The sequence below is a fragment of the Terriglobales bacterium genome (assembly GCA_035487355.1).
GTDB lineage: Bacteria > Acidobacteriota > Terriglobia > Terriglobales > Acidobacteriaceae > QIAW01.
In genome coordinates this window covers 119,527-142,484 of record DATHMF010000085.1, presented here as the reverse complement: position 1 = coordinate 142,484, position 22,958 = coordinate 119,527, and the positions used below count along the sequence as shown (strand labels likewise).

Sequence of the window (22,958 nt, the reverse complement as noted above, 5' to 3'; positions counted from 1 at the left end):
GTTTATGGCAACGGAAACTCACATCGCAAGCGCCGCAAAAAACGCAGAGGACACAGTGCAGTGCTGGTCGTGCGACACACTTTTTCCCGCGGGATCGCACTTTTGCCCTCACTGCTTCAAGGTGCAGAAACCGGTTGCGGCCGATTATTTCAGCTTCTTCGGCCTGCCCCGCAAGCTGAACCTTGATGGCAGCACGCTTGAAAAAGAGTTTTACCGGCTGAGCCGCAAGCTGCATCCTGATCTGTTTGTGCGCGCCACGCCGCAGGAGCAGGAGTGGAGCCTGGAAACAAGTTCGCGGCTCAACGATGCTTACCGGACTTTGAAAGACTCTATCGCGCGTACGCAATACCTGCTCTCGCTTGAAGGTGTGCAGCTTGAAGAGCAATCGAAAGCCGCGACCGATCGCGCACGGCAAACCGGCGAAGAAAAGAAACAGGTCGTGCCGCCTGATCTTCTGGAAGAGGTTTTTGAACTGAATATGCAGCTCCAGGAGTTGCGCATGAGCGCTGAAAAGGACCCGGAAGTCATCGCGCAACTGGAAACCGCAAAAAAGAATTTTGAGACCAGGTTGCAGGGCCTGCATTTCGAACTGAAGAAACTTTGGGACGCATGGGACCAGGCGATCAACCGCGGTGTACCAAGCGACGATCCTGAACGCTTGCAGGTTCGTAACCAGATGGTAGACCTGCTGAACCGGCGTTCTTATATACGTAATCTGGTGCGCGACGTGAACGAGGCATTACAAAACTGAATCATCGGATCATTGGGCCACTGAGTCATTCTCCTGTTTTTCAAATGACCCAATGAACCGATGATTCAATCACTCAATATACTCATGGCTGAAGAACGTGACATTATCGTAGGTATTGACCTTGGCACGACGAACTCTCTCGTCGCTTACATGGGCGATTCTACGCCGGTAGTGATCCCTGGGGAAGATGGATCGAATCTGCTTCCCTCCGTTGTGGCCTTGAATCCGGACGGAAAAGATTTTACGGTTGGCAATGCTGCCCGCAAATATCTCATCGAAACCCCTGAGCGTGCGGTTTATTCCATTAAGCGCCTGATGGGGCGTGGCCTGGAAGATGTGCAGGACGAACTGAAGCTCTTCCCTTTCCGCCTGAGTGAAAACCTGAAACCCGGCGAGGTCCTGCGCATTAAGTTGGGAGACAAGGAATTTACTCCGCCAGAAATTTCCGCGCTCATCCTGCGCCAGCTTAAGCGCAATGCGGAGCGTTATTTTGGCGCGCCCGTAACCAAAGCGGTCATCACCGTTCCTGCGTATTTTAATGACGCGCAGCGCCAGGCTACGAAAGATGCCGGCCGCATTGCCGGACTCGAAGTCTTGCGCCTGGTCAACGAGCCCACGGCTGCTTCCCTCGCCTATGGCCTGGATAAAAAGAAGGAAGGCATTGTTGCCGTCTATGACCTGGGCGGCGGCACTTTTGATATTTCCATCCTGAAATTGCATGAAGGAATATTTGAAGTCATTGCCACCAACGGCGATACCCATCTCGGCGGCGATGACATTGATAACCTGCTGATCACCATTGCCCTGGATGATATTGCCGGCGACATGAAACTCGATTTGCGGCGCAATGCCGAGGCGGTGCAAGCTATCCGCAAGGCGGTGATTGAAGCCAAGATCGACCTTTCCGCGCGCGAAAAAACCACGATCAACGTGGAACTGCCCGGCAACAAAAAATATCTGCGCGAAATTACGCGTACGCAGTTCGAGCAACTGATTGAACCTATCGTGCAGCGCACCGCCGGCCCTTGCCGGCAGGCTCTGGCTGACGCCAAACTTACAGCGGAACAAATTGATGAAGTCGTACTCGTGGGCGGATCAACCCGCATCCCTCGGGTGCGTATGCTGGTCGAGGATTTGTTCAAGCGCCCGCCGCACACAGAAGTAAATCCTGATGAAGTTGTAGCACTGGGCGCCGCCGTGCAGGCCAACATCCTGGCCGGTGGCTCGAAAGCTACCGAAGAAATGCTGCTGCTGGATGTGACCCCGCTTTCGCTCGGCATTGAAGCCCTGGGCGGCGTGGTAGCTAAAATTATTCACCGCAACTCTACCGTGCCCGCGTCTGCGACTGAGCATTTCACAACCGGTGTGGAAGGCCAGACCAACGTTGCCATCCATGTCCTGCAAGGGGAGCGCGAGTTGGCCAAAGATTGCCGCTCGCTGGCCCGCTTCGATCTGAAAGGCATTCCGCCGATGCCCGCCGGACTGCCGCGCATTGAAGTGAAGTTCCTGATTGACGCCAACGGCATCCTGCATGTCTCGGCAAGGGAGCAGCGCAGCGGCAAAGAGTCCGAGGTCGAAGTCAAACCTACCTATGGCCTGACCGATGAGCAGGTGGAAAAGATGATCCTGGATTCATTCGACTACGCCGAGGAAGATTTCCGCCAGCGCCAGATCGTCGAAGCGCGCAATGAAGCCGAAACCATTCTGCTGGCGCTGGAAAAGGGACGCCGCAATCCTGCCTGGAACCAGCTCAGCGAGACCGAGCGTAAAGACATCGCAAGCGCGGAAGCGGAGTTGAAGCAAATCAAGGGCGGAGAGGATTACCGGTTGATGCGCGACTCCATTGAGAAATTGAATCACGTGACCATGCGCCTGGCTGATTTAATGATGAGTTCTGCCGTTGGTTCCGCGCTGAAAGGGAAAGATATGCAGGATTTGGATGCCGAAGGACCAACCGCTCCACATCCCATAGCGCCTGCGGAAATTGAAAATTAGCTCGATGTAGCGCCGGCGTCTCGCCGGCTGTCGCATGGGCATCTTGCCCACGCAGCTTTGGGCTGGAGTAAGTTTTGTAAAACAAGATCATAGAAAACTGGATTCAAATTATGGCTGAAGAAAAAACACAAGGAACTGGCGCAGCAACCGCCGACGCCCCCGGGCCCAACACGGTGCGGGTAACTTTTTTACCGGAAGGCAAGACCGTGGAGTTCGAACACGGCAAGCTGCCGTATAAAGAACATGGCAAACCCGAGTCTCTTCTGGATGTTGCCTTGAACAATGGCATCTTTCTGGACCATGCTTGTGGCGGCAACTGTGCGTGCACCACGTGCCACGTTTGGGTCAAGGAAGGCGCTGACCGGCTGAATGAAATGGATGACGACGAAGCCGACCGGCTTGATATGGCCGCCGACCTGCAACTCAACTCGCGTCTGGGATGCCAGTGCGTTATCGAAAAACCAGGGACTGTTGTCGTGGAGATTCCCTCGTGGAACCGGAACTACGTGTCCGAAGGACACGGCCCCGGAAAATAAATTCACTCAATTGGAATGGAGCCGGAGAAAAGCCATGGCCTTTGATCTCACCTGGGACACCGCTGAAGATATTGCCCTCGAACTGGCGGAAAAATATCCCGATCTCGACCCCTTGACGGTGCGCTTCACCGACTTGCACAAATACGTTATTGGGTTGCCGAACTTCAAAGATGATCCCATGAAATCGAATGAGTCCAAGTTAGAGGCCATCCAGATGGCATGGCACGAAGAATACCAGGACACGCATAACTGATCTCGCTGATAGAATTGTTTGCCGGCGGAGGAATGTAAGAATGTTCTGTGTTTATTGTGGGACCAAAAATCCGGATGAAGCTTCCATCTGCCTGTTCTGCGGCCAAAGAGTACACAATTTTCAAACTCAAACCGAAGCGGTCGTAACCCAAACGCCGCCCGCAGAGGACACAGCCAAAGTCCCGGTTTATCAAGAGTCTGAGCCTGATGCGCGGACCGGCGGTACGATAGCCATCCAAAAGTATTCGGTCGCGACTTTCAATAAACAAAAGCCGGCGCCGTGGTACGCTGCTTTTCAAAGGCATCCAGTTGCGGTATTGGCAACGGCAGCACTTGTAGTTGTCGGATTGCTGGCAACAATCTCGCTTTGGCGTTGGACTGCAAACCGCGCCGCCAGGTCACACTACATTGAAAACCTGTTAAAAGATGGCGGAGAGTTGCAGGCAAAGAGCGCGGGATTCACCCGGCATATCCAGGAGCTTAGAAATGGCCCGGCGCTCAGCATGATGGACTATCACGATCAGTGCCTCGGACTGGAACCTCTTCTCAACGATGCAAGCTCTACAACGGAGAAAGGCGAAGTCTTGGTAGACCAGGCTATCCCAGAGTTTCAAGATGACCCTAAAATTTTTCCGGTCTTGAACGACATGAAAAAAGCCCTGGGTTTAGATAAGCGGTTGCAGACCGATGTGAAGCAGGAAACATTGCTGGTCAAAACCTTGATGCACCTTGAGCCTAATGAGCAAACCGAGTTCTTTGCCATGAGCATCAAGCCCCTTCAGGATGAAGAAAAACAACTCGCCTCAGAAGAACAACAAACTCTCGCCCAAATACAAAACGAAGGTAGACAATTGCCGTCAAACCTGTCACGTTCGCTCTTAAGCCAGTAAGCTTTTAGCTCTTAGCTTTTAGCTCTTGGCTTTTTGAGATCCACGGCAGCAATATTCCGGCCTGTGATATCACTGTGATATCAAACCCTTCCATTTCTCAGTAATTAGGTCATCATTGTTCCTGGAAGTGTGTTCAAACAGCACTCCAGAGTGCGGGGCTCGCGCCCATTGGGTCTTTGAAAATTCATTCGCGATGAGGGATTCTAAGGCCTGAGGACTGACAACTGAGGACCTACTAGCAGCAAGTCCCCCACCCCATCTCGATTTTCGCCAATAACGGCGCGGGTCAGACGCGTTTTCGGCGCTCAAAAACACCTGCTAGCAAGTGGGGTGGGTGAGAGCTACAATCCACTCTAAAAAATCAGCGTTGATCCGCGTCCATCCGCGGCGAAGGGTTTTGTGGTTGTTTTTTGAAACTGGAAACTCGAAACTTGAAACTGCTTTAGCTAGTCCCCCACCCCGTCTCGATTTTCGCCAGTAATGACGCGGGTCAGACGCGGTTTTGGGGCTCAAAAACACCTGCTAGCAAGTGGGGGTGGGGGCCTCCACAATCTTCCGCAGAATCGGCGTTGATCCGCGTTCATCCGCGGCGAAAAGTCTTGCTTTTCTCTGTGCCTCTGCGTCTCTGGTGAAAAAGAGGACTGAAGACTGCTACTAGCAGCAAGTCTCTCGTTCCACCTCGATTTTCGCCAATAACAACGGGGGTCAGACGCGATTTTGGGGCCCAAAAACACCTGCTAGCAAGTGGGTGGGGCCCCCGCAATCTTCCAAAAAATCCGCGTTCATCCGCGGCGAAAAGTCTTGCTCTTCTCTGTGCCTCTGCGTCTCTGTAGTAAAAAAGAGGACTGAAGACTGCCACTAGCAGCAAGTCTCTCGTGCGACCTCGATTTTCGCCAATAACGACGGGGGTCAGACGCGATTTTGGGCTCAAAAACACAAGCTAGCAAGTGGGGTGGGGGCCTCCACAATCTTCCGAAAAATCGGCGTTGATCCGCGTCCATCCGCGGCGAAAGGTTTTGCGTTTATGCTCCGACCAACTGCTGTGCCGGAGTTTCCACCGGCGCTTCGCGCAGGAACTTGGCAGCCTCTTCCGGAGGCGTAGGGTTGATATAAAAACCGGTTCCCCACTCAAATCCCGCTACCTTGGTCAGCTTAGGCATGAATTCCATGTGCCAGTGGTAGTAATCGTTGGCGCCGTCCTGCACAGGCGAGGTATGGATCACGAAGTTGTAGGAAGGGTTATCGAGCACACGTTCCGCTTTGGCCATCAGGATCTGCACTGCTCGCGCAAAATTCTCGTAAACCTGGGAAGGCGCATTATCGAAGTGCGAATCATGGCTCTTGGGCAGGATCCAGGTTTCAAAAGGAAAACGCGGAGCAAACGGGGCCAGGGTCACAAAGTCCTTATTCTCGGCCACGGTGCGGCTTCCGTCCTCGAGTTCCTGGCGGATCACATCACAGAAGATGCAGCGCTCTTTGTATTGGTAGTACTGCTTGGCTCCCTCCAGCTCCTCGATCGCCTGCTTGGGGATGATGGGGAGAGCGATCAACTGCGAGTGCGGATGTTCGAGCGAAGCTCCGGCCGGTTCGCCGTGATTTTTGAAGATCAGGATGTACTTGAAGCGTTTGTCTTTTTTCAAATCGATCATGCGGTCGCGGAAGGCCCAGATCACATCTTCCACGCGCTTGATGGGAAGCGTGGCCAGTGTTTTCTCGTGCTCCGGAGTTTCGATGACCACCTCGTGCGCGCCTATGCCATTCATCTTGTCGAACATGCCCTCAGGGGCGCGATCCAGGTTGCCCTCAATTCCCAGCGCGGGAAACTTGTTAGGCACAACGCGGACGCGCCAGCCGGGCGTGTCGCGCGGCGCCTCCGGGCCACCAATGGTGGAAGAGCGATAGCCCAGCACTTCCGGCGGCGTCTTGCTTTCATTGCCCGGACAAAACGGACAGAACCCGCCTTTCTGTTTCACGGGTTCGCGCACAAAATCAGTAGGGCGTTTCGCCCTGTCAGTGGAAATAATGACCCAGCGGCCGGTAATCGGGTCTTTTCTCAATTCGGGCACAGCTACAGATTTCCTTTCTCTGCCGGTGGCCTGGCACGACTTTCGCCTCGCCTGCCGTTAACCATAAAATTCTACTCTAGGGCATGGAAAAGGCATTCTTGAATAGGGTAATTTGCGGAGAAGAAGCCCCTTTTTCCAGATAAATACTTAGAATGTCAAAGCGGATTGCCGGACTGCCCGAAACCCGGCGTAAATACTCACGCGCCACCGCGACCAATTCCCGCTGTTTGTCTTCATCCACAGCGGCCTCTGCCGGCTTGACGGCATGCGAAGTTCGGGTTTTGACCTCAATAAAGCAGAGAATGTCGCCCTCCCAGCCAATCAAATCAATCTCACCACGGCGGCGGGGCGAACGAAAGTTGCGCGCGACCATGACGTATCCGCAGCGGCGAAGATAAAAATAGGCTTCTTCTTCTCCGCGCTCGCCGGTGGTCAGATGTTCGGCTTTTTTCCGTTGCGGGACCAACCGCGCCGCGGAATCGAGCGCACGGATAGCGAGGCGGGTAATACGTCCAGAACTCATATCCAGGACAATTTTATCCACAAACCGGCCGCATTCAACGCTTAAGCATCCGATTTATTCTGCAAGAAGATAGTGATCGAGCCTCTTATTTGCCCGCCAACACAATGCACTCTTCCAGCACAGTCATGGCAATATCGGCCTGCTCTCGGCTTACGATCAGCGGAGGCGAAATCCGCACTGAGCTCTCTCCCGCACCCAGAAACAGCACACCGCGCTCGAAGGCCAGCTCAACAATTTTGTCGCGTACGTCTGACGCCGGCGTTCGGGCTTTTTTGTCTCGCGTGATCTCCACACCGATCATCAGGCCGCGTCCGCGCACATCGCCGATTACAGCATGTTTTTCCACCCAGGGCTTCATGCGCTGCATCATGTAATCGCCGACCTCGGCAGCGTTTTGAATACCTTCGCGCTCCAGCACATCCATGGTTGCGAGCGCTGCCGCGATGCATACCGGATTACCTCCGAAGGTAGATGCGTGCGAACCTGGTACCCAGTCCATGATTTCGGCGCGCGTGATGGTGATGCCCAGCGGCATGCCGGAGGCGATTCCCTTGGCAACCGTAATGATGTCGGGTTCAACGCCGGTGTGTTCGACCGCCCACCATTTGCCGGTGCGCCCGCTGCCCGATTGGACTTCATCCACCACCAGCAGAATGCCGTGCTTGTCGCAGATGCGCCGCAGCTCCTGCATGAATTCCGCGGGGGCCACAACGTATCCGCCTTCGCCCTGGATCGCTTCCACAAAAATTGCCGCAACCTCTTCCGGAGGCAGCGTGGTCTTGAACAGCTTCTCTTCAATGAAGCGCGCGCAATCCATGGCGTACTGCTTTGCGTCACTGCCCTCTGGACGGCGATAGAGATTGGGATAAGGCACGTGGGTCACGCCTGGAACCAGTGGCGCAAAGCGCCGGCGCTGCTGCGGCTTGGAGGCCGTCAGCGAAAGCGCACCCATGGTGCGGCCGTGAAAAGCTCCATAGAAGGCGATGATCCCTTGCCTCTTGGTGTGATACCGCGCCAGCTTCAATGCAGCTTCAATGGCTTCCGTGCCTGAGTTGCCGTAATACACGCGATGCGGCCCCTTCATGGGAGCGACCTTCGAAAGGCGCTCCGCCAGCGTGGTCATGCTTTCGTAATAGAAATCTGTGCCTGACATGTGGATGAGTTCGCCGGCCTGCTTTTGAATGGCCGCCACAACTTCCGGATGGCAGTGGCCGGTGGAAACCACGGCAATACCTGCGGAAAAATCGAGGAACTCGTTGCCGTCAACATCTTCAACGATCACGCCCCGGCCGCGCTTGGCCACCAGCGGATACGAGCGTGTATAAGAAGGCGAAATCAACCGTGCGTCTGCTTCCAGCACGCGGCGGGCATTAGGACCCGGCAGTTGCGTCTTAATCTTCGGTCCCGCCGAAGTCAAAATAGCTGTAGAGGTCATATGCAATTCTCCGAATCATTACGAAAAACCGGCAAGCAAGTTGCCGTGAAATCAACTGAGCGGTCTCTTGGAAGACCACAAATGTAAGAGTCAGAAATAGTGCAGTTAGTCGCCGGAGAAAAGATTAGGGCGCGCCACCGCCGGCAAGGATTGCAACCGGCAGCGTGGCCGCGAGCGCATGGATTGGCGCGGGGTTACGGATTGGAAGCCAAAATACATTTCAATCGCTATCGAACACCTTCAATTATATTCCCGAACTGACGTCCATGCTCAATCAAAATTGCTGTCTAAATCCTAAATATTAAAAATGAAGACAGGTTCATTTTGGGTCTAAAGTCTAATCGTTTGCGCCAAAAAATCTGCATCGCTGCTCACCAGTACCGCGTCCAATGTGAGTATCCCTGATTGCCATGACACCCAAAGAGCGCCAACACCGGTTCCGCGTTTTCTTCGCGTTTTGTCTCGTGTATTTCTTTTGGGGATCAACCTATATCGGCATCCGCATTGCGGTCGAACATATTCCTCCGGCTCTGCTGAGCGGCACTCGATTTGTGGCGGCTGGAATTATTATGCTCGTCTATTGCGCGTTGAGCGGCCGCCGCATTCGCCTGACGATGAAAGATGCACTCCTGCTGCTGGTTATGGGTGTGCTGCTGCTCACCGGCGGCAACATGCTGCTGGCCTATTCGGAACAATATCTCCCCAGCGGATTGGCCGCGTTGATTGTTGCCGTGGTCCCACTCTGGGTAGCTTTGATTGACGGTCTTATCTTGCGTGGCGAGCGGCTGAAAGGTTGGGGCTGGATGGGCCTGGCCCTTGGCTTTGTCGGTCTCATTGTTCTGCTGTGGCCACAGCTTGCGCCTGTCATCCGGCTGGGCTTGCCTCAGAATTCTCTGAATAAGATGTTTCTCTTGAGCAGCGGCGCATTGATATTTGGCAGCTTGTGCTGGAGCGTGGGCTCCATCATCTCGCGCAGAACGCAACTTGCGGTTGATCCCTTCGCCGCTACAGCCTGGGAGATGACCCTCGGCGGGGTGGTGAACATGATCATCGCTTTCGCTTTGAATGATCAGCACAAGGTCGTGTGGACAGCGCGGGGCGTCGGGGCCACGGTCTATTTAACCATCTTCGGCTCGCTGGTCGGATTCACCGCTTACATCTGGCTGCTCGAGCATGTACCCACAGCCAAGGTTGCTACCTATGCTTATGTCAATCCGGTGGTGGCGGTTTTGCTGGGCTGGCTGATTCTGCACGAGGAGGTCAACCGCTACATTCTTTTGGGGGCGGTGATCATCGTGAGCGCGGTTGTGCTGGTGACGGGCTCCAAGCTGAAGGCGCAAGTTGCTCCGGCGGCTAAAATTTTACCTGCCTGCGAAGCCGAAGCATGATTATTCTTAAGCGCGTTTCCAGCGCACTCCATCTTTCGTATCTTCCAAAATGATCCCGGCGTCGGCCAGTTGTTTGCGAATAGCATCTGAACGGGCAAAATCGCGCGCAGCTTTTGCCTTGGCGCGTTCGGCAATCAAGCTTTCCACCTGCGCATCGGAAATTTGGTTTTTGGCTTGAGGTAATTCGATTTCTTTCCCTTGCTCTCGCGCCCACTCGGCAATCTGGTGGATTTTTTCCGCGTCATTGTCACGCACGACGTCGAAGATTTGGTCGAACTGCTCCAACGTATGCAGCAATTGCGTCACATCCTGCTTGCCGAGTTTGCCTGCATCTGCTGCCGCGTTTGCCTGGCGGATCATCTCGAAAATCGCTGCCAGCGCCTCTGCGGTGTTCAGGTCATCTTCGAGTGCCTCACGCATTTTTTGCAGTCCCACTTTGGCCAAATCGGCGAACTCTGGGCTACCTGTGTCGGGAAAATTGCCCTTTTCCATGCGCAACTTGAATTCACGCAATCGCTCAACCGAAGCAGCCGCCTGTCTGAGTCCATCGAAGGTAAAGTTGAGCTGCTTCCGGAAAGGTACTGAAGCCAGCAGATAGCGGATAGAAGAAGGCTTATGTTTCAGCAGAATCAGGTCGCGAAGAGTAAAAAAATTGCCCAGGCTCTTGGACATCTTCTTGCCTTCCACCAGCAAAAAGCGCACATGCACCCAGAAGTGCACGAAAGGCTTTCCCGTGAGCGCCTCTGATTGCGCAATTTCGTTTTCGTGATGGGGAAAAATCAGGTCTTCCCCGCCCAGATGAATGTCGAAGCTCTCGCCCAGATACTTCATCGCCATGACCGAGCACTCGATGTGCCAGCCCGGCCTTCCCGGACCGATGCTGGTTTGCCACTGGGCCTCGCCCGGTTTAGGGGCTTTCCATAAAGCAAAGTCGCGGGCGTTATCTTTCTCGTATTCATCTACATCCACGCGCGCGCCATTTTCTATGCCTTCGAAGTCTTTTTTGGAAAGCTTGCCGTACTCAGGAAACTTGGCAATGCGGAAATAATAGGAGCCGTCGTCGGTGCGGTAGGCATAGCCTTTTTTCTCCAGCGCCGCAATAAAATCGGCCATCTCGCTGATATGCTCGGTGGCGCGCGCCATCTGCTCCGGCTTCTCCAGGTTCAAGATCTGCGAATCCTCCAGAAAAGCCTTCTCATATTTTGCCGTGTAGGTATGCACGTCCACGTTCTCTTTCGCCGCGTTGCGGATGATCTTGTCATCCACATCGGTGATGTTCATGACATGCTTGAGCTGGTATCCACTTTGACGCAGGAAGCGGCGCAGCAGGTCCACCATGATGAACGTGCGGAAGTTACCGATGTGGCCGTAGTCGTACACGGTCGGGCCGCAGGAGTACATGCGCACGAGCTTGTCCTGCGACGGCTCAAAAGTTTCCGTCTTGCCGGAGAGGGTATTGAACAGTTGCAACGGCATGGGGTAATAACTATTTAAAACGAATCTTTGATTCTAAATCATGGGGATTCTAAATCATCGGCTGGAGGTAAAAGTCCTGATCGGCGCTGGAAAGCCTTGCAACTTTCCGCCCGCTGTTGCATCCTTATTGATCATGTTGGCGCTCTTCCCCCACCTGCGCTGCAGCGGTTTCACTTGAACCGTCTTCCTAAAACGTCCGTAGGCCGTTTCTCTTACCCATCAACATCTTAAAGCCCTTGCAGGATGAAATCCTGCTCAAAGTTTGCCTCTGTACTCGAAAGGTCACAATCATGCTACGAAAAATTGCGGTTCTCTCTGTCTTCGTTTGCTGCAGCCTATGGGCCTCAGCGCAGCAGACACGCCATTTCACCTTCCACTACGAGTTTACCGTCAGGAACCTCACGCCCGGCGCTCCTGTTCATGTATGGATTCCGCTCGCGCATTCCGACGAATTTCAGGTGGTCCGTGTGCTTTCAACTTCGGGCGATTTGCCGCTGAAAAAGACGCAGGAAAAAGAATACGGCAACTGGATGCTGTATGCCTCAACCGAAAAAGCCACCAAGCCGGAGTACAAGTTTTCCGCGGATTATGACGTTGTGCGCCGTGAGCACCTCAGTACGCCAGCTTCGGCCAAAACCGTGAGTCTCTCTACCCACGAGCGCCAGCGGCTTCTGGAAGCCGACAAGCTTGTTCCCATTACCGGCCTTCCGGCTGAGCTGGCGACGAAAGAAACTGTGAATGCCAAGACCGATGAAGAAAAGGCCCGTGCTATTTACGACTACGTCCTGAGCAACATGCGTTATGACAAGACCGGCACCGGATGGGGCCATGGCGATACCCTCTACGCCTGCAGTGCCAAAAAAGGAAATTGCACCGATTTTCATTCACTGTTCATTTCCATGGCGCGCTCACAGCAGATTCCAGCGAAGTTTGAGATCGGGTTCCCGCTACCGGCCGACAAAAGCTCTTCCGAAATTGCCGGCTATCACTGCTGGGCGGAGTTTTATTTGCAACAAAGAGGTTGGGTCCCGGTGGATATTTCCGAGGCCTGGAAGCACCAGGAAAAGCGCGATTACTTCTTCGGAGCGCACGATACCAACCGCGTGCAATTCACTGTAGGACGCGATTTAACGCTCAACCCGCCTCAAGCCGGTGCGCCCTTGAACTATTTTGTCTATCCCTATGTGGAGGTGGATGGCAAAGAGTATATCAACGTTGCAACCTTGTTTTCCTTCAGTAACGTGAGTGATACGAAGACAAAACAAGCTTCAACTCGAACTGGGACTGCCGCTATGGCGCAGGCGCCGGCCCACCACGAAAGTGTAGTGAATCCATGAGATCAGCGTGAGCGCAAAGGTCACACGAAAGCTGGCTTGCATGGTGGCTTTTACCCAGTCCATGGAAGCGACGGGGTAAAACAATACGAGAAATATTGTTCCGACCTGCGCCACAGTGTTCATTTTTCCGAAGATGCTGGGGCGCAGGTCGCGTAATGTGTTGGTGGCATAGAGCAGCGTGCTGACGATCAGGATGCCGATGTCGCGGCTGAAAACCAGCACGGTCACATACCACGGAATCCTGTGCAAAAATGAAAGCGCCAGAAATAAAGTGCTGAGCAAAAGCTTGTCGGCAATGGGATCGAGATAAAGCCCGAGAGCGGTTTGCTGCTTCAGAACCCGAGCCAGCAGCCCATCGAGCGCATCGCTGATTCCTGCAACCAAAAACAGCGCCAGCGCCATATGGTCGTGGCCTTCCATGACCGCAATCACCACAAATGGAATAAAGATGAGGCGCAGAAGCGTGAGTTGGTTGGGAGCAGCACGCAATTGCGAAATCATGCGCCTGGTTCCTTTCCCGCAACCGGGGCAGAGAATTCCCGCAATAAGTCGGGGAACTCGAAGCCGGTTTTTGCTTGAAAACGCTCTTGCAAAGAAGGAATGTCTCCATTGCGGAGATCGAGCTCGATGCGTTCAATGCGATGCATGGGAAAGAACACCGCATTGGGAGTGACCAGGTCGCCGGCCTTGACCTGCCGGATGAAATCTTCAACCGAGTTCAAGTCAATGCCGCGCACGCTGACCCCAGCCGGAGCAAGATTAAGGATCGCACCCCAGAATTTTTCCCGCGGCGAGTTGAGCGTGACCAGAACCACGGCATTGGACGCAAACGGCCCAACTTCGCCTATCTTCGATGTGCGCTTGGCTTTCCGCATAGCTTCAGGATATCTGGAATTTTCTGCAATTCACGTGGGAAAACAGAGTTCTAAAGTCCAATAGATAGACAGATTAGAGCTGTTTCAGGATCGATTCGGACAGCAGATTCGAGTACCGATTCTGAAACTGGTCTAGAGATTAGCATATCTGCTTGAGCAGTAGTGTATCGGGATGGTTACCGCAATAGATCAACTACATCCATCTTCCAACCGCTGGTATTCAAACACGAAGCCTCTTGTTTTCGCGTGAAAACGAGAAGTGAGCCATTTTGACCAGATTAGCTGCCCTGCTGACGATCATAATTATCAGGAAGTGAATCCTATGCGTGTGCTTTGGGAACAAGGGGCGTGCTGCTGCCTATTGATCGCCTAGCAGGGCAGGGCTTAAGCGATGGCGAGATCGCCAGCAAGCTAGACATCGCGAAAAGCAGAGTCCAAGGCTGTATTTGCATGGTTGTTGCATTTCTTGAAAATAGCGAATCGGCATCGGCTGGTTCAATACGCCTCAGCCGCGGCACCGCCATTACTGCTATGACGAAGTAGGCCCTACAGCATTCTCACGGCTCTCCGCTCCTGGTTTTCGCACGACGCACGCTCAAGAATTCCGATCCTGCATTGCAAAAGTATGTTTTTGAGAAAGAGATGACTCGTTGATTAGCCGGCATAGGCACGCTACCCTGCTTCAAATTGGGACGCTCCTGCGCAAAAGCCTTGGACCGACGAGGCCTGAAGAGGCAGAAGCACTTCTACGTTCGGAGTTGTTCAGCAGAGAGCAAATGAAGCAACATGGCAAAAGCCTGGCCGCCTCTCACGCGGTCGCGCACGGACGAGCGCCAGACAAGCTCCTGGCCAGATTGGCAGAAAACGAAAAGATACTGAATGAAGCCTGTCATCTGCTAACCATTGCGGTAAAAGCAAACCGGCGTATTGCGCCAGCCGGCGAATGGTTGCTCGACAACTTCTACCTGATCGAAGAACAAATCCGTACTGCCAAGAGACACCTGCCAAAAGGCTACAGTCAGGCACTCCCGCGCTTGCTCAGGGGCCCATCAGCAGGTTTGCCACGTGTCTATGATCTTGCTCTGGAAACGATTTCGCACGGCGATGCCCGGGTAGATCTGGAAAGCCTCAGTGGTTTCATGGAGGCTTACCAGACGGTCACGGACCTGAATCTGGGAGAGTTATGGGCCATTCCTATCATGTTGCGGCTCGCGCTGATTGAGAATCTCAGACGCGTCGCTGCGGTGATTGCCGCTGACAGGCTCGATCGCAACCTCGCCGACACCTGGGCAGATAAGATGACCGAGGCTGCGGAAAAAGACCCAAAGAACCTAATCCTGGTGATCGCAGACATGGCGCGGTCGAACCCTCCGATGGTCAGTTCGTTTATCTCCGAATTGGCGCGCCGCCTGCAGGGACAGGGACCGGCACTAGCCTTGCCGCTCACATGGATTGAACAGAGGCTCTCAGAATCCGGGTCAACGATTGAGCAATTGGTGCGGTCTGAGAACCAGCAGCAGGCTTCCGACCAGGTTTCCATCAGCAACAGCATCGCCAGTCTGAGGTTTCTGGATGCGACCGACTGGCGCCACTTTGTCGAGACGATGAGCGTCGTTGAGCGCACCCTGCGCGAAGATCCCGAAGGCGTGTACGGCAAAATGAATTTTGCCACTCGCGACCGCTACCGGCATGTCGTCGAAAAGATAGCCAGGAGCAGCAGCTTATCCGAAGGCGAGGTAGCCGGCAAAGCAGTTCGACTGGCGCATGACAGTTGGAATAAAAAAGGAGGCCGGGCCAGTCATGTCGGGTTTTATTTGATCGGGGATGGTCGCGAGACTCTCGAACGCTCGGTGGCGATGCGCGAATCTATCTCACGATCATTGCGGACGATTGGCCGACGCCGTTCAGTGCTGCTGTATTTAGGTTTGATCCTAGGTGCGACCGCCCTTGTCACCAGAACCTTGGCCATAAAAGCCTCTACCGATGGCCTGCGAACTTGGACTCTCGCGATGATGACCATCTTCGCCGTGATCGTTGTCAGCCAGTTCGTTGTCACGCTACTCAATTGGGCGCTGACCAATCTGACGATACCGGACCTGCTGCCGAGGATGGACTTTTCCCGGGGAATCCCGCCTGAGTTGCGCACTCTGGTTGTGGTTCCAACCATGCTCACCACGGCGGAGAGCGTCGCCGAACTGGTCGAAGCCCTGGAGGTTCGGTTTCTTGCCAACCGCGATCACAATGTGCATTTCTGCCTCTTGTCGGATTGTCGCGATGCGGAGCAGGAGAACATGCCGGAAGACGGGCCGCTCGTGGATCTTGCCCAGGCCGGGATCGCAGCCTTGAACAAGAAGTACAACCACGAGGAAACCGATACTTTCTTCCTTTTTCATCGGCCACGCCGCTGGAATCCGGAAGAGCGAATGTGGATGGGCTACGAGCGCAAACGCGGCAAACTTGCGGAGTTGAACTCATTTCTGCGCGGCCGGCCGGGTGATTACTTTTCACGTATTGTCGGGAAGACGGCAGTCCTGCGAAGCGTTCGATACGTCATTACCCTTGACACTGACACGCAGTTGCCTCGCGACTCGGTTTGGCAGTTCGTGGGAGCCATGGCGCACCCGCTTAACCGGCCGGTTTACGACAGCGCAAAGCAGCGCATTACCGAGGGCTACGGCATTCTGCAGCCGCGGGTTGCGGTGAGTCTTCCCGCCACAAATCATTCCCGCTATGCGCGGCTCTGGGGCGGTGAACCGGGCATTGACCCGTACACACGCGCGGTATCCGATCTTTACCAGGATGTTTTTGGCGAGGGTTCTTTCGTCGGCAAGGGAATCTATGACGTAGATATCTTCGAGCAGTCACTGGATGGGCGTTTTCCTGAAAATCGCATTCTAAGCCACGACCTCATAGAAGGATGCTATGCGCGATCGGGTCTGCTGAGCGACGTGCAGCTCTACGAGGATTATCCGGCACGCTATGACGCGGACGTCGCCCGGCGTCATCGCTGGATTCGCGGTGACTGGCAGATCGCCCGCTGGATTCTGCCGCGAGTGCCCGGTCCGGAGCGTAGAGCACTGAAAAATCCTCTGTCTGTTCTCTCTCGATGGAAAATCGCTGATAATCTTCGCCGCAGTCTTGTACCGGCGGCACTGGTTTTCCTGTTGCTGTTGAGCTGGCTGCGATTATCCCCGGCCTGGGCGTGGACCATGGCGATCGTCGGGACAATCTTTGTTCCCATCTTTTTCAGCTCTCTCCTCGATCTGTTCCAGAAGTCAGAAGATGTCGCGCCGAGGCAGCACTTGCCTGAAGTGATGCGCGGATTCAGCCGGCACTTTGCCCAAGGGCTGTTTGCGTTTGCCTGCCTGCCATACGAAGCCTTCTTCAACCTTGACGCGATTCTTCGGGCAATCTGGCGCATGCTTTTTTCGCGTCGCCGGCTGTTGGAGTGGGATGCTTCAAGCGAGCAGAAGCACAAGAGCCGTTCTGGTCTTGCCTCTGGTTTGGGCGGATCTTTCCGTACGATGTGGCCTGCACCTGTTTTCGCCGTAGTTGGCCTAATATCTCTCGCCAGGATGCGGCCGACTGCTCTGGGCATAGCCCTTCCGGTGTTGCTGATCTGGGTTGCCTCGCCGGCCGTCGCCTGGTGGATCAGCCTGCCACTCACGCGTGACCCGGTAGATCTCTCCCTCGAGCAGACAATCTTTCTCCAGAAACTTTCGCGCAAAACCTGGTCATTCTTTGAGAAGTTCGTCGGTGCAGAAGATCACTGGCTTCCTCCAGATAATTATCAGGAGAGCATGGTTCCCACCATTGCTCACCGGACCTCTCCAACCAACATGGGACTGGCGTTGCTCGCCAATCTTTCCGCTTATGACTTTGGGTATCTTTCGGCGGCACAGTTGCTTCAGCGCACGGGCCTCGCATTCCGGATCATGCGGTCGCTCGACCGGCATCGCGGACACTTTTATAACTGGTATGACACACTGACATTGAAACCACTCTCGCCGCTCTATGTATCCACCGTGGATAGCGGCAATCTGGCTGCCCACGTGCTGACCTTAGAGCCTGGCCTTAGCGCGCTCGTGGATCAAAAGATTCTTGCTCCCCGCTTGTTCCACGGCATTCTCGATACTCTCAGAGTTTTTCAGGATGTGGTCAATGATGGCCCCTCACAAAATAGTGAACTGGCAAAGCTCACGCTGCGTGAAGCAGAAGATCTGCGGAAGGAGTTGGAGGTGTTGTGCATTTCTCCACCAGCTACTTTGTCGGCTGCACGGTTGTGTCTTGAGCAGCTTGCCACAAAAACTACGCGAATTGCTGAAAGCGTCGACAGCAGGCAGGAAGGCCAGGCGAACTGGTGGGGAGATGCTCTCACCAGCCAGTGCCAGGCTGCGCTTGAAGACTTGACCTTCCTCGCTCCTTGGATGGTGGCCGCGCGTCCACCGGACGAACTAAGTACATTTCAATTGGACAAAATCCCCACTCTGCGTGAACTGGCAGTATGGGATTTAGAGTCGCTGTCTGGTGACCCGCAGCAACAGGGGGAAGCGATGCCGGGCCAGTGGTTGAATGAGTTGAAACGGTTTATCAGCGAAGCGAGTCATCGCGCGAAGGAGCGGATTGCCGAGATTGAGCGGCTCGCGGTGGAGTGCAAGGATTTTGCCCGTATCGAATACGACTTCCTTTACGACGAGGAGCGTCATCTGATGACGATTGGATACAACATCAGCGAACATCGCCGGGATTCGAGCTACTACGACCTGCTGGCGTCAGAAGCGAGGCTATGCAGTTTTGTGGCGATCGCGCAGGGCCAAGTCCCACAAGAGAACTGGTTTTCTCTGGGCCGCCAGCTTACAAGTTCGGCGGCAGGACCGGCTCTGCTCTCATGGGATGGTTCGATGTTTGAGTACCTCATGCCGCTGCTTGTCATGCCGACCTACCAAAATACGTTGCTCGATGAAAGTTGCCTGGCAGCGGTGGCGAGGCAGATCGAGTACGGCAAGATGCGAAACGTGCCCTGGGGGATATCCGAATCCGGCTACAACACGGTTGATGTGCACATGAATTACCAGTATCGGGCCTTTGGGACGCCTGGTCTTGGCCTAAGGCGTGGGTTAGCCGAGGACCTGGTCATCGCATCCTATGCCTCGAGTTTGGCACTCATGGTTGCGCCCGAGCAGGCCTGTGCGAACCTGCAGAGGCTCGCGGCTGCTGGCGTCGAAGGCAAATACGGCTTCTATGAAGCCATTGACTACACTCCGTCGCGGGTGCCTCGTGGCCAATCGAACGTAATCGTCCGCTCGCACATGGCCCATCACCAGGGCATGAGCTTGCTGGCCCTCGCTCATGTTCTGCTGGATCGGCCAATGCAACGCCGATTTGAATCAGTCCCGATATTCCAGGCGACCACGTTGCTACTGCAAGAGAAGGTTCCCAAAGCAACAAGGCTTTATTCAGCGCCCGACGAGCTTCCCGAGTCCCGCAACAATGCGGACGGGCTGGAAACTCCAGTACGTGTCTTTCATACCGCCAACACACCAGTTCCGGAGGTGCAGTTACTCTCGAACAGCAAATACCACGTGATGGTCAGCAACGCGGGCGGAGGTTACAGCCGATGGAAAGATGTCGCAGTCACCAGATGGCGCGAAGACACCACCTGTGATCAGTGGGGGACCTTTTGCTACATCCGTGACGTCGCCACAGGAAGGTTCTGGTCGTCCGCGCATCAGCCAACCGTCAAACGGTTGGAGCACTACGAGGCCATCTTCTCCGAAGCGAAGGTAGAGTTTCGCTGCCGCGAAGGAGAGCTGGAGGCCCACACCGAGATCGCGGTTTCGCCAGAGGATGACGTTGAGCTGCGGCGAGTCACGCTCACCAACCGTTCCCGCAAACGCAGGGTTATTGAGATCACCAGTTACGCAGAAGTTGTTCTTGCTCCGCCTGCTGCGGACGTGCTCCATCCCGCCTTCAGCAACCTCTTCGTACAAACCGAGATACTGGAGCCGCGCCATGCGATTCTTTGCACGCGGCGCGCCCGGTCTCTTGATGAACAGGCGCCCTGGATGTTCCATCTGGTGGTCGTGCATGGCGCCGATGTTGGGACGGTATCCTACGAAACCGACCGCATGCGATTCATTGGTCGGGGAAGAACGGTTGCGAATCCGGTGGCGATGAATGGTTCTGCGCTGCTGTCAGGCAGCCAGGGCTCGGTGCTCGATCCCATTGTTGCAATCCGCTATCAGATCAGTCTCGACCCGGGGCAATCTGCCACCGCGAACCTGGTTTCTGGCGTCGGCGAGACTCGCGACCGCTGTCTGCAGTTGGTTGACAAATATCAGGAGCGCCATCTGGCGGACCGCGTCTTTGATCTTGCATGGACCCACGGCCAGGTACTCTTGCGCCAACTCAATGTCACGGAGGCTGACGCGCAGAGTTTTGGACGGCTTGCCAGTTCCATCCTCTACGCCAACTCGTCGCTGCGTGCTGAAGCTTCTGTGCTGAGCAATAACCGCCGTAGTCAGTCTGGCTTGTGGGGCTACGCGGTTTCCGGCGATCTGCCGATTGTGTTGCTGCAGATTGGGGACGCAGCCAACATCGAGCTGGTGCGTCAGCTTGTGCAAGCTCACGCCTACTGGCGGCTGAAAGGGCTCGCAGTTGATTTGGTGATCTGGAATGAAGATCATGCCGGGTACCGGCAACTGTTACAGGAACAGATCATGAATCTGGTTGCGGCAGGCGTTCAAGCCAACCCGGCGGAACGGGCAGGCGAGATCTTTGTCAGAGTCGCGGAGCAGATATCCAATGAAGATCGCCTCCTGTTTCAAGCCGTTGCCCGGGCCATTATCAGCGATGCTCGTGGCGCGCTGAATGCCCAGATCAACACCCGCCAGGCTGTGGAAGCCGACCTCCCGCGTATACAGATGAGAAGGGCCAGCCGCGACGAGCACATCCAACAGCACGAGGTGCCGCCCCGCGACCTGATTCACTTCAACGGACTGGGCGGATTCACTCACGATGGCAGGGAATACGTCATCACGATTGCGCAGGACCATGTGACGCCTGCACCTTGGGTGAATGTGATAGCAAATTCCGAATTTGGCACTGTCATCTCTGAGAGCGGCTCATCGTACACGTGGAGTGAGAATGCCCACGAATTCCGGCTGACTCCCTGGCACAACGATCCTGTGACCGATGCAAGCGGCGAAGCATTTTTCCTTCGCGATGAGGAGAGCGGTAGTTTCTGGTCACCGTCACCTCTGCCTGCTCGCGGCACGGGGCCTTATGTTACGCGGCACGGATTCGGCTATAGCGTCTTCGAGCACACCGAAGAGGGCATCAGCTCAGAGTTGCAGGTGTATGTGGCGAAGGATGCTGCCGTCAAGTTCTCGGTGCTCAAAGTGCGCAATGAGTCTGGTCACACCCGCCGGCTCTCTGCCACCGGCTACGTGGAATGGGTGCTGGGAGACACGCGTCCCAAATCAACCTTGCACGTGATGACTGAGACTGATCCCGCGACGGGAGCGCTGTTCGCACGCAATGCTTACAACTCAGAGTTTCCCGGCAGGGTCGCTTTCTTTGATGCAAACCAGACGGCACGAACCGTCACGGGAGACCGAAGAGAGTTTCTGGGCCGCAACGGTGTACTTTCGAATCCAGCCGGCATGTATAAGCCGCGCTTATCCGGAAAGCTCGGCGCCGGTCTGGATCCATGTTCGGCGATCCGTCTTCAGTTCGAACTGTTTGACGGCCAGGAGCGTGAGATTGTATTTATCCTCGGCGTGGGGAGCGATGCCGTGGATGCCAGCAATCTCGTGCAACGTTACCGTGGAACGGAGGCGGCCCACGCCGCGCTGGAATCCGTATGGCACTACTGGGCGCATACTCTCGGCACTGTGAATGTAGACACACCTGACCCGTCAATCAACGTGATGGTAAATGGGTGGCTTCTGTACCAGACGCTGGCGTGCCGTCTCTGGGCCCGCAGCGGCTACTACCAGTCAGGCGGCGCTTTCGGTTTCCGTGACCAGCTACAGGATGTGATGGCGCTCGTGCACGCCGAACCTGCATTGATTCGCAAACAGCTTCTGCTCTGCGCCTCTCGCCAGTTCCGTGAAGGAGATGTCCAGCACTGGTGGCATCCGCCTTCCGGCCGTGGAGTACGCAGCCATTGTTCCGATGACTATTTGTGGCTGCCCTTGGCGGTTTGCCGCTACGTTGTTAGCACCGGTGATACCGGAGTGCTGGATGAAGCTGTCGCATTTCTTGAAGGTCGCCCGGTAAAGCTGGAAGAAGACTCTTATTACGATTTACCGCGACGATCGGAAATGACCTGTACTTTATACGATCACTGTGTTCAGTCGATCATGGCCAGCTTCACCCGGGGCGAACACGGTCTCCCTCTGATCGGCTCCGGTGATTGGAATGACGGCATGAACCTGGTGGGCGAACGTGGCAAGGGGGAAAGCGTTTGGTTGGGGTTTTTCTTGCACGAGGTATTGACGCGCTTCGCTGAACTGGCCCGCGGTCGTGGTGACTCGATCTTCTCCGAACATTGCTACTCCCAGGCCGCACAACTGCGCGAGAGCCTGGAGGAGAATGGCTGGGACGGGGAATGGTACCGCCGCGCCTACTTCGACGACGGCTCACCGCTCGGGTCTGCTGACAATCCCGAATGTCAGATTGATTCAATCGTGCAAAGCTGGTCGGTATTGTCGGGCGTAGGCGGTGCAGAGCGTTCGCGCGAGGCCATGGATGCTCTCGACAATCGGCTTGTGGATCGAAAACATGGCCTGATCAAGTTACTGGCGCCTCCCTTCGACAAATCCAACATGGATCCCGGCTATATAAGAGGATACGTCCCCGGGGTAAGAGAAAACGGGGGGCAATACACCCACGCAGCCATCTGGGCAGCCATGGCATTCGCCGCCATGGGTGATAGTGCACGCGCGTGGGAATTGTTCGACATGATTAATCCGGTAAATCATTCGCGCTCCGCCGAGGCCGTCGCAACCTACAAGGTGGAGCCATATGTGATGGCGGCTGATGCCTATGCAGTCGCGCCGCACACCGGTCGTGGTGGATGGACGTGGTACACAGGTTCCGCCGGCTGGATGTACCGGCTTATCGTCGAATCCTTATTAGGCCTGCGGCTGGAGGTTGACAAGCTCCACTTTGCGCCGGTTTTCCCGCCGGATTGGACTGAATTTAAGGTGCACTACCGCTTTAGAGAAACCGTCTATCACATTACCGTCTTGCAATCACCTGATCATGATGGCGAGATGAATGTAACGATGGATGGTGTCTCCTTGGGTGACAAGACGGTTCCGCTTGTTAACGACCTTCAGGAGCACTTTGTCGTGCTGACCTTTGTGTCTGCAGAAACACTTGTCACACCCTTGAGCGCCCCGCAAAGATCCGTATCAGGTTGATAT

General features: G+C 55.0%; 14 protein-coding genes. 8 read left to right on the top strand and 6 right to left on the bottom strand.

From position 1 onward, the window contains the following. Positions 1-4 precede the first annotated feature (4 nt). The 5 genes from hscB to VK738_15175 all read left to right on the top strand — a co-directional run bounded on the left by hscB (position 5) and on the right by VK738_15175 (position 4,424). Positions 5-751 (top strand): Fe-S protein assembly co-chaperone HscB, encoded by a 747-nt coding sequence (gene hscB, locus VK738_15195; GenBank protein ID HTD24002.1) that lies wholly within the window; start codon positions 5-7, stop codon positions 749-751. Between the two features lie 84 nt (positions 752-835). Then, on the top strand, positions 836-2,746 hold the full coding sequence (gene hscA, locus VK738_15190) for a Fe-S protein assembly chaperone HscA (GenBank protein HTD24001.1): 1,911 nt from the start codon (positions 836-838) through the stop codon (positions 2,744-2,746). 110 nt (positions 2,747-2,856) lie between these two features. Next, the gene (locus VK738_15185) at positions 2,857-3,282 is read left to right on the top strand and encodes a 2Fe-2S iron-sulfur cluster-binding protein (protein ID HTD24000.1); all 426 of its coding nucleotides are present in this window, start codon (positions 2,857-2,859) and stop codon (positions 3,280-3,282) included. 34 nt (positions 3,283-3,316) lie between these two features. Further along, positions 3,317-3,535, top strand: coding sequence for a Fe-S cluster assembly protein IscX (gene iscX / locus VK738_15180; GenBank protein HTD23999.1), 219 nt, complete (start codon positions 3,317-3,319; stop codon positions 3,533-3,535). A 316-nt stretch (positions 3,536-3,851) separates the two neighbouring features. Beyond that, a complete protein-coding gene (locus VK738_15175) occupies positions 3,852-4,424 on the top strand; it encodes a hypothetical protein (GenBank protein HTD23998.1) in 573 nt (190 codons plus the stop codon). 1,022 nt (positions 4,425-5,446) lie between these two features. Here VK738_15175 and galT read toward each other — a convergent pair. From galT to VK738_15160, 3 genes are all read right to left on the bottom strand, one after another. Further along, complete coding sequence (gene galT, locus VK738_15170; protein HTD23997.1) at positions 5,447-6,490, bottom strand: galactose-1-phosphate uridylyltransferase; 1,044 nt, start codon at positions 6,488-6,490, stop codon at positions 5,447-5,449. A 76-nt stretch (positions 6,491-6,566) separates the two neighbouring features. After that, the gene (locus VK738_15165; GenBank protein HTD23996.1) at positions 6,567-7,013 is read right to left on the bottom strand and encodes a YraN family protein; all 447 of its coding nucleotides are present in this window, start codon (positions 7,011-7,013) and stop codon (positions 6,567-6,569) included. 85 nt (positions 7,014-7,098) lie between these two features. Beyond that, positions 7,099-8,448, bottom strand: coding sequence for an acetyl ornithine aminotransferase family protein (locus VK738_15160; GenBank protein HTD23995.1), 1,350 nt, complete (start codon positions 8,446-8,448; stop codon positions 7,099-7,101). A gap of 410 nt (positions 8,449-8,858) precedes the next feature. Here VK738_15160 and VK738_15155 point away from each other — a divergent pair, with 410 nt between their 5' ends. Further along, positions 8,859-9,836 (top strand): EamA family transporter, encoded by a 978-nt coding sequence (locus VK738_15155; protein HTD23994.1) that lies wholly within the window; start codon positions 8,859-8,861, stop codon positions 9,834-9,836. Between the two features lie 6 nt (positions 9,837-9,842). On the opposite strand, the gene cysS is transcribed toward VK738_15155, so the two are convergent. Then, a complete protein-coding gene (cysS, locus tag VK738_15150) occupies positions 9,843-11,312 on the bottom strand; it encodes a cysteine--tRNA ligase (GenBank protein ID HTD23993.1) in 1,470 nt (489 codons plus the stop codon). Between the two features lie 290 nt (positions 11,313-11,602). Here cysS and VK738_15145 point away from each other — a divergent pair, with 290 nt between their 5' ends. Beyond that, a complete protein-coding gene (locus tag VK738_15145; GenBank protein HTD23992.1) occupies positions 11,603-12,649 on the top strand; it encodes a transglutaminase-like domain-containing protein in 1,047 nt (348 codons plus the stop codon). Here the strand turns inward: VK738_15145 and VK738_15140 are convergent. Then, complete coding sequence (locus tag VK738_15140; protein HTD23991.1) at positions 12,581-13,150, bottom strand: CDP-alcohol phosphatidyltransferase family protein; 570 nt, start codon at positions 13,148-13,150, stop codon at positions 12,581-12,583. The genes VK738_15145 and VK738_15140 overlap by 69 nt on opposite strands. After that, the gene (locus VK738_15135; GenBank protein ID HTD23990.1) at positions 13,147-13,524 is read right to left on the bottom strand and encodes a hypothetical protein; all 378 of its coding nucleotides are present in this window, start codon (positions 13,522-13,524) and stop codon (positions 13,147-13,149) included. The genes VK738_15140 and VK738_15135 overlap by 4 nt, the downstream gene beginning before the upstream one ends. A 776-nt stretch (positions 13,525-14,300) precedes the next feature. On the opposite strand from VK738_15135, the gene VK738_15130 reads away from it, so the two are divergent. Further along, on the top strand, positions 14,301-22,955 hold the full coding sequence (locus VK738_15130; GenBank protein ID HTD23989.1) for a glucoamylase family protein: 8,655 nt from the start codon (positions 14,301-14,303) through the stop codon (positions 22,953-22,955). Positions 22,956-22,958 lie beyond the last annotated feature (3 nt).